This window comes from Anaplasma capra, assembly GCF_025628805.1.
GTDB classification, from domain to species: domain Bacteria; phylum Pseudomonadota; class Alphaproteobacteria; order Rickettsiales; family Anaplasmataceae; genus Anaplasma; species Anaplasma capra.
The window spans coordinates 45,234-59,028 of sequence record NZ_JAOTBG010000001.1 but is presented as its reverse complement, the minus strand read 5'-3'; the positions used below and the strand labels follow the sequence as shown (position 1 = coordinate 59,028).

At 46.5% G+C, this 13,795-nt stretch carries 11 protein-coding genes and 1 tRNA gene; 9 read left to right on the top strand and 3 right to left on the bottom strand.

The window, feature by feature from the left end; genetic code table 11:
- Positions 1-170 precede the first annotated feature (170 nt).
- Positions 171-1,757, top strand: a complete 1,587-nt coding sequence (locus tag OC187_RS00205; RefSeq protein WP_262997943.1) for a porin — start codon at positions 171-173, stop codon at positions 1,755-1,757.
- A 459-nt stretch (positions 1,758-2,216) separates the two neighbouring features.
- Here OC187_RS00205 and gltX read toward each other — a convergent pair whose 3' ends face one another.
- The gene (gltX, locus tag OC187_RS00200) at positions 2,217-3,620 is read right to left on the bottom strand and encodes a glutamate--tRNA ligase (protein WP_262997944.1); all 1,404 of its coding nucleotides are present in this window, start codon (positions 3,618-3,620) and stop codon (positions 2,217-2,219) included.
- A gap of 251 nt (positions 3,621-3,871) precedes the next feature.
- Positions 3,872-3,942: transfer RNA gene (locus OC187_RS00195), tRNA-Thr, on the bottom strand.
- Between the two features lie 24 nt (positions 3,943-3,966).
- On the opposite strand from OC187_RS00195, the gene OC187_RS00190 reads away from it, so the two are divergent.
- The 3 genes from OC187_RS00190 to OC187_RS00180 all read left to right on the top strand — a co-directional run bounded on the left by OC187_RS00190 (position 3,967) and on the right by OC187_RS00180 (position 6,735).
- Positions 3,967-4,101 carry a hypothetical protein gene (locus OC187_RS00190; protein ID WP_262997945.1) on the top strand — a complete coding sequence of 45 codons (135 nt, stop codon included), beginning with the start codon at positions 3,967-3,969 and terminating at the stop codon, positions 4,099-4,101.
- On the top strand, positions 4,079-4,882 hold the full coding sequence (gene mutM, locus OC187_RS00185; RefSeq protein WP_262997946.1) for a bifunctional DNA-formamidopyrimidine glycosylase/DNA-(apurinic or apyrimidinic site) lyase: 804 nt from the start codon (positions 4,079-4,081) through the stop codon (positions 4,880-4,882). The genes OC187_RS00190 and mutM overlap by 23 nt, the downstream gene beginning before the upstream one ends.
- Positions 4,883-5,202: 320 nt before the next feature.
- A complete protein-coding gene (locus OC187_RS00180; protein WP_262997947.1) occupies positions 5,203-6,735 on the top strand; it encodes an acyl-CoA carboxylase subunit beta in 1,533 nt (510 codons plus the stop codon).
- A gap of 88 nt (positions 6,736-6,823) precedes the next feature.
- Here the strand turns inward: OC187_RS00180 and prfA are convergent, their stop codons facing one another.
- A complete protein-coding gene (gene prfA, locus OC187_RS00175) occupies positions 6,824-7,903 on the bottom strand; it encodes a peptide chain release factor 1 (protein ID WP_262997948.1) in 1,080 nt (359 codons plus the stop codon).
- Between the two features lie 335 nt (positions 7,904-8,238).
- On the opposite strand from prfA, the gene yihA reads away from it, so the two are divergent.
- From yihA to OC187_RS00150, 5 genes are all read left to right on the top strand, one after another.
- Complete coding sequence (gene yihA / locus OC187_RS00170; protein WP_263008464.1) at positions 8,239-8,850, top strand: ribosome biogenesis GTP-binding protein YihA/YsxC; 612 nt, start codon at positions 8,239-8,241, stop codon at positions 8,848-8,850.
- A complete protein-coding gene (gene argB / locus OC187_RS00165; RefSeq protein ID WP_262997950.1) occupies positions 8,801-9,778 on the top strand; it encodes an acetylglutamate kinase in 978 nt (325 codons plus the stop codon). Before yihA ends, argB begins: the two co-directional genes overlap by 50 nt.
- 206 nt (positions 9,779-9,984) lie before the next feature.
- Positions 9,985-10,812, top strand: coding sequence for an oxygen-dependent coproporphyrinogen oxidase (gene hemF, locus OC187_RS00160; RefSeq protein ID WP_262997951.1), 828 nt, complete (start codon positions 9,985-9,987; stop codon positions 10,810-10,812).
- Positions 10,813-11,153: 341 nt separating this feature from the next.
- On the top strand, positions 11,154-11,729 hold the full coding sequence (locus OC187_RS00155) for a hypothetical protein (RefSeq protein ID WP_263008463.1): 576 nt from the start codon (positions 11,154-11,156) through the stop codon (positions 11,727-11,729).
- Positions 11,730-11,847: 118 nt separating this feature from the next.
- Positions 11,848-13,794, top strand: a complete 1,947-nt coding sequence (locus tag OC187_RS00150) for a hypothetical protein (RefSeq protein WP_263008462.1) — start codon at positions 11,848-11,850, stop codon at positions 13,792-13,794.
- Position 13,795 lies beyond the last annotated feature (1 nt).

The following is a 13,795-nucleotide window of genomic DNA, read 5'->3' as shown; positions in this document are numbered from 1 at the left end:
GCCCGCTCTTCCGTCGCAGGCGTTGTTGTGCATTAAGTCATAAATTTATAGTTGTGTATCCTAATAATATTATGCTATATCCGTATTAATTCCTTGACATGCGTATTCCCGCTCATTAAGTATAGCCTGTACAGCTAACGTATTTTCAATGTTTAATCAGGTAATACACAATGACGAGAGTTTCTTTGTCCACTGCTCTTGCGTCTCTTTTGATGTTATGTGGGGTAAGCGATGCGCTTGCTACACCTCGTGACCAAAAATCGCAAGGCAACGGGAGTGCCGCCTCTGCTGAGCGGCGATACGAATATGATACCGAGGTCGAGCACTACGCGAGCACCGTGCCTTCTGTGGATATAGGTGGAATCCTGATTACTCATGGGTGGTTTTCATCCCAAGATGACTATTACAGAGGTAAGGGCATAGAGAGAGGCGGATTTCCTTCTGAATATTCACGAAAACACGGGTTTGCCTCAGACGGAATGTTGCACATATCTGCTGAAGGAGGTAACGATGCATTGGGTATATCATATGGTGGGAGCCTTGAGCTTGATATTCCACACGTGCAAAGAAGTGAATATGTGTCCTTTAAGCAGGTAGGTAACAGGGGTGCAAGTGTGTTCCTAAATACACGCTTTGGTGACCTAAGGGCTGGGTATCTAGAGGGTGTTGATGCACTGATGAAGGTTGATGCTTTCAGCATAGCAGCCGGAGATAACAGCAATCTTTGGATGCGGTATGTAAATCTGAGGGATATTCACGATCCTTTGGAAAATTCTGATGCAGCTGTAGATCTTCCTAGCGAGATGAGGAAGCGGTACCTGGAAAACGCATTTTATTTGTCTACGGGGCTGTACAGTCAGAGCATATTAGAGGGTGGTAACAGGTTTTCCAGAGGGGCTTTGAGCCCTTGTCATGGTACCTCCTTGAACTTGGTTAATGCAATGCCCTTTAGGTTTTCGTACACCTCTCCAAGTCTGGGTGGGTTGAGACTGGGTGTGAGCTATTCACCGTTTGGTTATGATGAAGATAAAGTTACTAGGGCCCATGTTGCTCGCAAGCTTGTTACTGTGCCGAATCCTGATGGGATCTTGGGGCTAAATTTAGGTCTACGAGGGAACGCTGGTACACCAGTAGAGGTAAGAAACGCCAGATCGCGCTACATAATGCCTCTGTATGAACATGTGGTCAATGTTGCTGTGACATACAAAGCATATATTGGGGGCATGGATTTTAAGGTGTCAGCTGTAAGCGAATATGCGAAAAGTAAGACCGAGCTGCTGAGCGAGCACGTTTCCTTTGCCAGAATGGATGACATGAGAAATGTGGCCCTTGGTGGAATGCTAGGCTATAAGAATCTGAAGTTAGCGGCTTCTTACGGATATCTTGGTGCGATAGACAGAGTCAATAACATGTACGACTATGACGAGAACAGCGGTAAATTCGCGCTCAATGACCAAGATAAGGTACTAATCAAAACAGAAAGCACCTCCTTCTGGACGATCGGAGGCGGCTACGAATACGATAGAGCTTACATTTCTGTTGTCTATCGCGGTAGCAATTATAGTGGTAACGAGCTAGACGAAATTGCATTTGGGGCAGAGTATTACCTTTCAAGCGATGCTTCAAGGGTTGATTGTTCGATCTTTGCGAATCATCACTATTTCCGGGCGCAGTCTTCTGCAGTGTTGGATGGTGCGAGAACTAGTGGAGTAAACAAAGGCCGGGTTGTACTCGCTGGGATGAAGGTTAGGTTCTAACTGAAGCCTAGGGTGTCACGAGAAACTCTAAGTGAAATGGGGTTTCTCGTGCTACGGCTGATCTTTCACCCGTTCACTATGCCGTGCCCGAGCCATCTTCTTGCGGGCAGTAGCCAAAATTGTGATTATACGCAGTGTTTGAAGTGGTGCGTGATCCATGGGTTATAACATTCAGAGTCAGCTCACAAAACATGCTTAGGAAACGGTTTTGCCTGCCACTTCCGTATTTTTTCTATGCAATTAGCGTGGCAGTGCAACTCTGAGCGCATATGCAGTGACTTCTAGGATAATGCCTTCCAACCAGGTGGCAGCCGTGGCCATAAAAGTGCGACCCTAACTAACAAAAAACACTACCCCAAATACTGTTCCCAACAACTCCTCAGGTTCATAACACTGTGCTTTGCAGAAAACCGCCCAGGGAGGGAATTTACCCGAGGTTGCCTATCCATGTAGACAGCCTTATTTCAGAAAAAATCTCAACCTTCCTATGCACTCTTCCTGACCCAATATTTCCATGATCTCCAGTATACTTGGAGTGCTCAGCCTGCCGACTATTGCTGCGCGCAATAGGTGGTAGATGTTGCTAATCTCTATGTTACTGCGCTTTGTGTACTCCTTTATGTATGACGATAAGCATTCTTTCGTCCAGGTTTTTTGTTCCATCTTCAACATCGAATCTACGAGCTCGGCTAGAAGCTCAAGTTTTTCTGAGATAGTCTGTTTTGCTTCGTCACTAACGGAAATGGGAACATCTTGTACGTAAAACACCGAATCTCTCGCAAGGTCTACCAGGGTACTAGCCCTCTCCGTAAGCTTTTTCAATCCTAGGGAAAGGCGGGCAATCTTTTCCTTGGGAACTGGATAACCCAACTCCTGCTCCAAAAACGGCAGTAAGGCCTTTGACACCTCGTCCTCGCTTTTGTGGTTCATGTAATGACGATTTAGAAACAGTAGCTTTTTGCTATCCAGGCACGCATGTGATGTGCCTATATTTTCAATGGAGAACAGTTGAATTGCGTTCTGAATTGCAATGATCTCCTCATCCTTGTGGCTCCAGCCCATTCGTAGTAGGTAATTGCATACAGCCTCCGGTAGGAAGCCCAATTTTCTATACTCATGCACCCCAGGTGCACGATTTCTCTTTGATAATTTAGTTCCCCCCTCATCATGTATCAGAGGTATGTGACAAAACTTCGGGCTATTCCACCCCATGGCTTCAGCGAGCAGTATCTGTTTTACTGTATTTGTTATATGGTCGGAACCTCTGATGATATGGGTAATACCCATATCGTGATCGTCAGTCACCACCGCAAGGAGGTACGTAGGGTAGCCGTTTGAGCGCAGTATTACCATGTCATCGATCTGCGCACTGTTTACTGATATTTTCCCGTAGACCCCGTCTGTAAACTGTATCTCCTGGGCTTCGGGGCTTTTGAGCCTTATGACTCCGGCTACAGCTGTGTTGTGCGGGCGGCTATTGTTGTCTTTCCACGGACAGCAGTGCCTGTAATATTTACCTTCCTTTTCGAACTCAATTCTTTGGTGAGCTATTTCATCTTCTGAGCAGTAGCAGTAATAAGCTTTATTTGACGCAAGCAACTCCTTGGCCACTTGCACGTGGCGCTCCTTTCTTGTTGATTGTACAACCACATCCTGGTCATGGTGGAGCCCAAGCCACGATAGATCCTCTATGATAGACCGTGCAACGTCCTCGGAAGATCTTTCTTGATCTGTGTCCTCCATACGAAGCAAAAACCGGCCACCGTGGTGCCTGGCAAATAGCCAATTAAACAGTGCAGTTCTTGCTCCGCCCAGATGCAAACTTCCTGTAGGGGATGGAGCAAACCTGGTAACGACGCTCACTGCCTGAAGCTCCAAGAAACCTGTTGGGGATGGTATAGCAAAAGTTCTAAAATGGCAATGAGAGTGAGGGAATACGGGTTCCTGAGGCTAGGGTGGCTAATTGTGTTTATACTCTGCAATTGCGTAGGCGTTGCATGTTATGGGTTTCCCCATTAGACACTTACCTGGGTGGCCTGGCAATACGCTACCCCTGCTTTTTTGATGGACACCTGCCTTTCAGTAAGGGAAGAGTTACTGGCCAATCCTCAGGGTGCCGTTACCGAGAATCGAACTTGGGTTTCGTCCTTACCAAGGACGCGTTTTACCATTAAACTATAACGGCGGAAAGGGATTGTAGTTTTTTGTAATGGGTAAGTCAAAGACAAACATCAACACTGAGGACAGAAAAAAGAGGCTGGCTGAGCTCTTGAAAAAGAACATTGCTCGCCGCAAAAAGAAAAAATCTTCTGGTACTGAAGATGCCAGAACTACCAGAGGTTGAGGTAATTACCAGCTTTTTTGCTGAGAAAGCGGCTGGTAGATTTATAAAACACGTCACAATAAACAGGCGGGATTTGCGCATTCGCATAGCAGATGGTTTTGAGGATGCTGTTGTGGGTGAGAGGATTAAATCTGTGCATAGGGTTTCTAGGCACCTTGTGTTTTTACTGAGTGGAAGTAAGCGGATTATGTTTCACTTGGGTATGAGCGGTAAGATGACTTATGCCGCACCTTACGTGCAGAGCAAGCACGATCACTTCGTTATGCTCTTAGATGATGAGTTTCATATAGTATTCAACGATCCGCGCAGATTCGGGGCTGTATTACTGGTGAATTCCCGGCAGTATGAAAGCATTGTGAAAAAAATCGGGCCTGATCCACTTTCTGATACATTTAATGCCGAATATCTGAGGCAATTTAGAAAGTCATGTGTAAAGAGTGTGCTCATGAACAATGCTATAGTGGCTGGTATAGGGAACATATATGCATCTGAGATTCTATTTAGGGCCGGTATATTACCCATGCGAGCTATGTGCGATGTTTCGCATGTAGAATGCGAAAGAATAGTACAAGAGGCCAAGTCCACCCTCAGACTTGCAATAGATACTGGTGGGTCAACCATCAGAGATCACAAAATACCTACTGGCGCGAAGGGAGGCTTCCAACAGTACTTTATGGTTTACCAGAGGAAGGGTGAACCCTGCCGTGTTTGTGGAGCTTGCATACTTTCGGAAAGGCATAGAGGGAGAAGTACATTTTTCTGTACGTCGTGTCAGCAGTGAATTTAGTGACTGCTCCGTGTTATAGTGGTTAACGCCCCTTATGAGAGCCAGCCATGCGGTGTCGGATTAATCTTGCGCGTATGTTATACGGTCTGTACCTTGCCCTAGAGAATTTGGCGTTTCAGCCGGTCTTAGCGCGTAGCAATGTTTGGGTGTTTAACAAGAAAATTAAGCAACCGCTGATGTGTATGTTGGTCTGGAATCGCCTATGGTTCTGGGGAATTTATGTATTGTAAATAGGTTGTTGTACAAAAGATGAAAAAATCAGGAGATTTTTTGGTATAATCCCACATTCTACGGTTTTATTTTCCAGGTGCGTAATGTGTTCCGCGGTTATTCAAGAGTTAGAGAGTAGAAAGTCCAAGCTCAAAGCGGGTGGTGGCATATCCAGAGTGGAGAAGCAGCACAATAAGGGCAAGCTTACCGCTAGGGAGCGGCTTGAGGTTCTACTCGACGAAGGCTCTTTCCAGGAATACGGAGTGTTTGTAGAGCACAGATCCGTCAACTTCGGCATGGACAAGGCAAAAATTTCAGGGGATGGTGTTGTTACGGGCTCTGGCACAATATACGGCCAGAGAGTGTGTGTATATTCGCAGGACTTCACAATATTTGGTGGGTCTTTGGGTGAAATGAACTCAAAGAAGATATGTCACGTAATGGACATAGCTGCCAAGGTTGGGGTGCCCGTAATAGGTATTAACGATTCTGGAGGTGCCAGAATACAGGAGGGAGTGGATTCTTTATCTGGGTATGGCGAGATCTTCCGTAGGAATGTTGAAATGTCTGGAGTTGTTCCTCAGATATCTTTAATCATGGGCTCATGCGCTGGTGGTGCAGTGTACTCTCCTGCGCTCACCGATTTTGTCTTTATGGTACGCGGCAGCTCGTGCATGTTTGTTACTGGGCCTGACGTTATTAGGAAAGTTACCTTTGAGGAGGTTACCCAGGAAGAGCTGGGTGGCTCCGCTGTGCACGCCAAAAAGACGGGAGTTGCAGATTATGCCTTTAGTGACGAAATTGATGCGTTACGTCAGGTTCGAAGGTTCTTCTCGTTTCTTCCTGCGAACAACAGAAGTACCGCCAAATTTAGGCAGACCGAGGACGCTGTGGACAGAGAAAGCGAGTCCTTGAACACTCTAGTACCACAGAGTAGCAGCACGCCATATGATATGTACGAGCTTGTGCGAAAGGTGTGCGATGAGGGAGTATTTTTTGAGCTAAAGCCAGACTTTTCAAAGAACATCATAACGGGGTTCGGCAGAATAGGTGGTTACACTGTAGGGTTTGTAGCGAATCAGCCCATGCATTTGGCTGGGTGTTTGGACATCGATGCTTCTAGAAAAGCTGCAAGATTTGTGAGATTTTGTGACTCCTTCAACATACCCATTGTTACGTTTATTGATGTTCCTGGGTTTATGCCAGGTGTATCGCAAGAATATTCAGGCATAATATCTCATGGTGCAAAGCTGCTGTATGCTTACGCGGAAGCTACGGTACCAAAAGTAAGCGTTATCGTGCGTAAGGCGTACGGAGGCGCCTACATTGTGATGAATTCTAGACATTTGTGTGGCGATGTGAATTATGCTTGGCCTAGCGCTGAAATAGCGGTCATGGGTTCGGAGGGTGCGATCGGCATCATTTTCCGTAGCGAGCAAGATCAGGAGAGTTTGCAGAAACTGATCCGAGAATACAATGACAAGATAGTTAACCCGTACGTTGCGGCTTCAAGAGGATTTATAGATGATGTAATAGTGCCGTCTTCCACCAGGAAGCACTTATACTCCGCTCTAAACCTATTGCGTGATAAACAAGTGACGCGGGCCTGGCGCAAACACGATAACCTGCCGCTGTAACATGGTACAGGGCCTGGTTTCGCGCCCGCTGCGTGCGCCGTCGGTTCGTCCGTCTGCTGCGATATGTGTTGTAGGAGCGCGAGTAAAATTAAGTAGAAATCTGCCGCAATTTGTTTGCCTGATCATCAGCGATGAGAGCGTCGACAAATTCGTCCAAATCTCCTTCTCTCATTATGTGCTCAAGTCTATATGAGGTCATATTTATTCGATGATCAGTGATTCTGGACTGCAGAAAGTTATAGGTTCTGATACGTTCCGAGCGGTCACCCGAGCCTATTTGACTTTTGCGCATTTTTGAGATTTCGTCTTCTATTTTTTGTTTTTCGAGGTTGTACAACCTTGCTCTGAGCACCTTCAGAGCCTTACTCTTGTTTTTGTGCTGAGACTTTTCATCTTGTTGAATTACAACTATACCGGTAGGGATGTGTGTGATCCGAACAGCGCTGTCGGTTGTGTTAACGGACTGCCCTCCCGGTCCGCTTGACCTGTAAACGTCTATCCTGAGATCTTTTTCATCAATTTTGAGGTCTACTTCCTCAACTTCTGGTAGCACAGCTACAGTGGCTGCGGAAGTGTGCAGTCTGCCGGAGGACTCTGTTTCCGGCACGCGCTGTACTCTGTGTACCCCTGATTCAAACTTCAGTCGTGCAAATACATCTTTCCCTCCAATGCACAGTGATGCCTCCTTGTACCCTCCAATACCGGTTGTGGATATGCCTATAGGCTCCACCTTCCATGATTTTCTTTCTGCATATTTTGTATACATCTTGTACAGATCGTACACGAATAATGCCGCTTCTTCCCCCCCGGTTCCTGCCCTGATTTCTAAAATCGCACTGCGAGAGTCGTCCTTATCCTTTGGTAGCAGCGACAACTGCAACTTATGCCTTAATTTCGGGATTAGCTTCTGCTTTGTGTGAAGCTCCTCTTTTGCGAGACATGCCAACTCTGCGTCAGTTTCCGTACCATTCACAAGTTCTTCCAATTCCCCAATTTCCTCTTGCGCAGACTTGTACTCTTCGATCAGGGACATTATGGGTAACAGATCTGAATACTCCCTGGATGCGGCAACGAAGCCCTGAACTCCAAGGGATTCAGGATTCGATAGTTGCTGTTTAAGAATACGAAATTTCTCGCATAACCCCTCTAGGCTGTCTTCAAAGCTCATAATCTTACCTGTGTACCCAACTGTGGGGCAATTACCGTACTAAAAAATGCACACGAACCGCGGCCATGTTAGCACCTATGCAACACGTTGTAAATTTTTGTGCTGTTTGTATACACTGAATAAAGAGAATATTTTTGTTTACCGTAGACGTTTTTGCGTCCACTCTATTCGACGTGGTATACGCCAACATGCTTTCGGGCTCACCCCCGTCTTTCGGTTGTGTAGCAGAATTTGTGCGGAATGGATTCCATAGAACTTTTGTTGCAAGAGAACAGTAAATTTTTGATACTACGCCTATGTGTAATGCGCACTAGGCGCCACAAGATGTGACCGTTATGTTATCTAAGTGTAGATTTGTTGCCGGGGTACAAGATAAGCACCTGTTGCCGGACTTTTCGGTGCCTGAAATTGCTTTTGCAGGGAGATCTAACGTTGGAAAGTCGAGCTTAATTAATGCAATAACGCAGAATAAGAGGAATGCCAGGGTTTCTTCCAATCCCGGGTCTACCAGGCAAATAAACTTCTATCTGAACGAGGGGGTACTTGCACTTGTTGATCTGCCTGGATATGGATACTCCAAAGCGTCAAAGGAAAAGGCGGGCTCCTATATGTCGTTGGTGGAACATTACTTACTAACCAGAGAGGCTTTACAGTGGTTGGTTTTGCTTATAGATTCTAAAGTCGGACTCAGGGAAATAGACATGGATTTTATATCCTGGCTCGAGGAGCGCTGTGTGCACTACAGTCTGGTTCTAACCAAGATTGACAGGTTGCACGACAGGGAGCTGAGCAATGTTCTGTCTTCTGTACGGGATAGGGTGAAGGAATGTCGTATGCTGCTTCATCCGACGATGGGTATAAGCAGTAAGTCTGGGAAGGGAGTAAGGGAGTTGGTTCATGAAGTCTCAAAATGTATCAGAGGGTGGCCGAGGGAGCGCAGTGCTTGAGCTTAACGCCAGCCAGTTTGCGGGAAATAGTGAGTGGTTACGTGATGTTAAGGTGCTATCTGAATCCCTGCCGCATATACAGAGATTTTCAGGAGAGGCCTTGGTCATCAAATACGATGGTGCCGTTATGGAAGACGCGAACCTTTCTGCACGGTTCGCTAGTGATGTGGTGCTGTTGAAGCAGGTTGGCATAAATCCGATTATTGTGCACGGTGGTGACCGCAAAGTCGGGGAGATTTTGGCGCGATTCGGCAAGGAGTGCTCCTTTGTCAATGGTTTGCGTGTTGTAGATGTGGAGACCTTAGAAATTGCGGAGATGGTTCTATCAGGTCTTGTAAACAAAGAGGTAGTGCGGCGGATAAACGATGCCGGAGGTTGCGCTGTAGGGGTGAGCGGGAAAGATGCATGCTTGGTGGGTGCAAGAAAAATGTGTTGCACCTCACGCGATGGTGGGCCGAATAATATAGAAAAAATTATGGACGTGGGGTTCGTCGGGGAACCCAGCGAGGTGAACACCGACTTGCTCTTTCTCCTTGAGGAATCGGATTTTATTCCAGTTATTTCACCGATTTGTGGCGGGGCAAACGGGGCAACATACATGGTAAACCCTGATCTCATGGCCGGTGCAATAGCTTCTGCGGTATCTGCGGCTAGACTGTTAATTTTGGCAGATGTCGCTGATTGTGTGAAGGATGCGGGGGGCCACTTAATACGGGAAATCTCATCAGATGAGGCAGAAAAACTCCTTGGTGGCGAAGGAATCAGTGCAAGCGTTTTACACAAACTGCAGGCATGCATAAAATTCGCTCGGGAGACATGTGGTACATCTCACATAGTAGATTGCACCATACCGCACATTCTACTCTTGTCGCTATTCACCGCGCATGGCGCCGGCACTACACTCTGTTGCGAGTTCGGAAAAGAGTAATCGTATCACTGTTTGTGTGCTTGATATCCAAATAGTTGGGTGTTTCTTCCTCCAGTGTTGACTAGTGTTTGCGTTTTATGTACATATACCGCCCGAGCCTTGTCTGTAGTTTTGTGCTCATATTTTGGAATTAAAAGCTAGGCAAAGCCGCCACTTCTGTTGCCTGAATTGGGCCTACGTACGCGTGTTGATGATCAGGATTTGTTATGGACGCAAAAAAGAAAAGGGCCGCACGGTGGTTTTCTGAGTTACAAGATAGAATTGCTGGTGAGTTTTTGGCGATTGAGAATGAATTCTCCGACGATATTCCAGAAGTTAAACGTAAAAAATGGGATCGAGAAGGCGGAGGGGGAGGTGAGTCAGTTGTAATTACTGGCAGGGTGTTCGAGAAAGCTGGAGTGAACTTCTCGGTAGTCCACGGTGTGATGGATGATAACTTTGCCGGCGAGGTGCCTGGCGCCAAAGAAAACGGGGGAAATTTTTGGGCCAGTGGGATCTCTGTAGTCGCACATATGCAGTCCCCCTTCGTGCCGGCTGTGCACATGAACACCAGATTTATGTGCACTTCGCAAAGTTGGTTTGGTGGTGGCATGGATCTAACTCCGACATATTATGATGAAGAAGATGAGGCCGTGTTCCACGATGGAGTACGCGCCGCGTGTGACAAATTTAATTCTGGGTACTACAGTGAATTTAAGCGGAGATGTGATGAGTATTTCTATCTTCCGCATCGCAAGGAAGCGCGCGGTGTAGGGGGGATATTTTATGATAACTTATGCACGGGAGATTGGGAAAAAGACTTTGAATTTACGCGAGAGGTCGGGGAATGCTTTCTGCGAGTCTACCCCCATATAGTTAGAAAGAACATGCGCAGAGAGTGGGGGGAGGAAGAGCGTAATCTCCAGCTCCTTAAACGTGGTAGATATGTCGAATTTAATTTGATATACGATCGAGGGACAAGATTTGGCATCATGACGGGCGGGAATCCAGACGCGATCATGATGTCGATGCCGCCTTTGGTAAGATGGGAATGAGACACAGGTTGCTGCAGTTCAAGACTGTGTAGAGTGCCGGGTTTGCGTTATAACATCCAAGTTGGCTGCTATGCGGTATAAGCGAAACATTCATCGCTTTGCTGCTTGGGTGGGTATTGTGTGTAATGTGCCTAGAATGCCCACGGAGTTGCACTGAGGCGTTTTTTGGCGTGCCTGACTATTCGTTACATGTTTTGGTGTGTTGAGCATGCATGCCGATTGACGCATACGAATAATCAGTAAATATGTTAAGAAAATGTATTGAAATTACGATAATACATGATAGCCTAACTCACGTTAGGGGCGAGCTTGCTTTATAAAACACGTCGTTGGAGTGTACGATGAACAAAATGGAACAAGTAACTGTAACTGCGTGCGTCTCAGCCCTAATCCTTGCGATTGGTGCCGCCTTTGCGATGTGTGCGTTTCATGCTGCTGGTAAATTTAATTACAATTCAAACTTTGTAACAGAAGTAGTGGTGCTTAGCTCGATATTTTGCTCCCTGCTTTGCTGCCTTGGGCTTGTTGGGTGTTTCTATTCGCTGAGGCAGTGCATTTCTGGTGCTCATAGCCCATTACCTAAAGCTTTACCAGATGGTGCTCTGCTCGATAAGGGGAAGCAGCGCTTGCCAAATTGCGAGTCAACAAGTGTTGGTACCTCAAGCAATTTGACCAAGGTGGCTGCTTTTAACTGTGATGCTGCCAACGCTCATATGCCATCAAGTTCAATATTGAAAAACCAGGGCTACCAGAGGGCATCTCACGCAAGTGCCGGGGGATCAGGCGTGGCTCATGTTTCTGATTCTTATGCTGTAATAGGTTGTGGCGGGGATGCGCATGCTCCCCATTCTTATCAGCCACGAGTCATATCTGTACCTGTATTGCGCATGCCCGTATTACGTATTATTGGGGGATAAATACGTGATTTACTATCGCATCAAGTTTATGTCCGGAGACATTGGGTGAGCTTCAAGTGGGCAGTGGAGTACAAAGTTTTTCGTCAACTGAGAATTTTACATGATGACAAAGCGCTCTATGATTGTAATGACATGTACAGTAATTCTGGCATCTGCAGCTATTGCTGCGGTTACATTTGCGCTCATTCCCGCCGGTAGTGACGAACTAGGTGGCGTGGAGCGTATACTACTTATTGTTCTATCGGTAGCGCTGTTTATTGCAGCGGCTTGCTGCGCACGTTTCTGTGGTGGCACAGACAGAAACGGAAGTAGGGAATATTACATCAGTGCTGAGCTGATAGGCACCGATGCGCGTAATATACCGCTGCGCGGCAATTTCCATATAGATAATTGCCTCAAAGTCCACAACTCAAATGGAATTGAAGCTCGCATAAATCCTGATAGCTACAATCTTACGGTGGCTAAATGTTTTCCCTCACGTTTGGGTCTTAAAAGAGGGCACATGGTATTCAAGCCTAAGTTCTCAACCATGTGGGAGAAGCAGTATTTTGAGCAATTGGTTGAGCATGTACTGGGCGCTCAGCCAAGCGATGCACAAGCTGGTAGGAGCTCTGCCATAAGTGCAAAAACCAGTCATGGCCGCGTTAAGTTGAGTGTAGAAGTGCCCACAGAGGGGAGAGTAGTGGAGCACATATTTAATACAATGTCATCTACAGAAAAGCTAAATAGCGGTGAGGGGGTCAGGTTTTTTAGATGGTATTGTCAGGTTTGTAAGGGGGTATTGAGTCGTTCATCCCACCTTTCCGCAGATGCTGAAGGCAGCCCCTATGAACCCTTATTCCAAGATTTGCCCTCTGTGTGGGTTGCCGCGTATTACTATGACGAAAGCTTTAGAAGAGTTGCAGAGTACAGTAAGGCTGTATGGTATGACAGCCTTAGATATCAAGGACCTGTGAGAGAGTGTCTGTTGCGAGATGAAGTAAAGTTTTTAGAGGATGTAAAGCTCGCCTCCTTCTCATACCAACTAAGCGGTGATGCCCGTATTTGTGCAGAGCAAGAGCTAGAGCGTATGCTTATCGCAATGTACGTATTTTCTGTTTCCGACATGTGTAGGGATTTGCGCAGAGACAATGTACTAAGTTGGTTAAAAGGAGTTTTAAGTGACGGCGCGGGCGAGAAGCGCACCGCATTGTGCATGGCTCTTTCTCCAATTGGTAGCGGAAGATTTTTTGGCAAATTTTTACGTAGATTATACGCAGGTTTGTGCGCTGATGATCTTGTGTTGAGTACTTTTAATGATTACATGTCTGGTCTAATAGAGCTCTGTGATAGCGAAATCTCAGATGATAGAGTGCTAGAAATCTGCAAGTTGCATGGTATGGACATATGTGCCGCAAGCGCTGTGTTACTACCTCACTTTGTTCAGACCAAAGCGCACAGAGTTATGCTGAGAGATAGTGCATACAAGGATAGGCTTGCCAGTATCATGCGAGGAGTGCGCACTTTTGAAAAACTGTACAACCAAAGAGCTGAGGTTCCGGGGTCGGCGTCGTCAATATTGCGCTACGACTGGGGAGAGCGCTTATTCGGCCGAGGACGAGACAGCAGAAGACTTGAAACGCCCATATTGCTGTGTAGGCTTCGGGTTCTTAAAATGCTTAAAGAATTTCCCGTACTCGATGTTGTATGTAATGGGTCTGAGACTGATAGCCCGAGCAGCGTGCTGAAATTCATTGTGTATTTGCGTGTTTGGATGTGGGAGGCCAAGGAACTTACGCTCATTAGCGGCCCTCTAGATCGTAAGTTTTGCACATTTTTGTGCACATTAAAGGCCCTACTGACCCGTTACTCTTACGTTTACTGGGAACGTTTTGGTGATTATATGGTCATGAGCATGCAGCCAGAATGTGATCCGGGCCGTTTCTTCTTCCGGGACAGAGTTAGAACTGAGTTTTTGGTTGAGCCAGATGAAAAGTCGCTCAAAGTTGGCTATGGTGGCGCATTATCTAACGTTATTCCAAGCTTGATTCATAACCAACAAGAAGGTCAGAACCAGAGTTTGTGAG

Coding starts and splice junctions, on each gene's coding strand:
- OC187_RS00205 (WP_262997943.1), top strand. CDS start 171: ATGACGAGAGTTTCTTTGTCCACTGCTCTTGCGTCTCTTTTGATGTTA.
- OC187_RS00190 (WP_262997945.1), top strand. CDS start 3,967: ATGGGTAAGTCAAAGACAAACATCAACACTGAGGACAGAAAAAAGAGG.
- mutM (WP_262997946.1), top strand. CDS start 4,079: ATGCCAGAACTACCAGAGGTTGAGGTAATTACCAGCTTTTTTGCTGAG.
- OC187_RS00180 (WP_262997947.1), top strand. CDS start 5,203: ATGTGTTCCGCGGTTATTCAAGAGTTAGAGAGTAGAAAGTCCAAGCTC.
- prfA (WP_262997948.1), bottom strand. CDS start 7,903: ATGAGCTTTGAAGACAGCCTAGAGGGGTTATGCGAGAAATTTCGTATT.
- yihA (WP_263008464.1), top strand. CDS start 8,239: ATGTTATCTAAGTGTAGATTTGTTGCCGGGGTACAAGATAAGCACCTG.
- argB (WP_262997950.1), top strand. CDS start 8,801: ATGAAGTCTCAAAATGTATCAGAGGGTGGCCGAGGGAGCGCAGTGCTT.
- hemF (WP_262997951.1), top strand. CDS start 9,985: ATGGACGCAAAAAAGAAAAGGGCCGCACGGTGGTTTTCTGAGTTACAA.
- OC187_RS00155 (WP_263008463.1), top strand. CDS start 11,154: ATGAACAAAATGGAACAAGTAACTGTAACTGCGTGCGTCTCAGCCCTA.
- OC187_RS00150 (WP_263008462.1), top strand. CDS start 11,848: ATGATTGTAATGACATGTACAGTAATTCTGGCATCTGCAGCTATTGCT.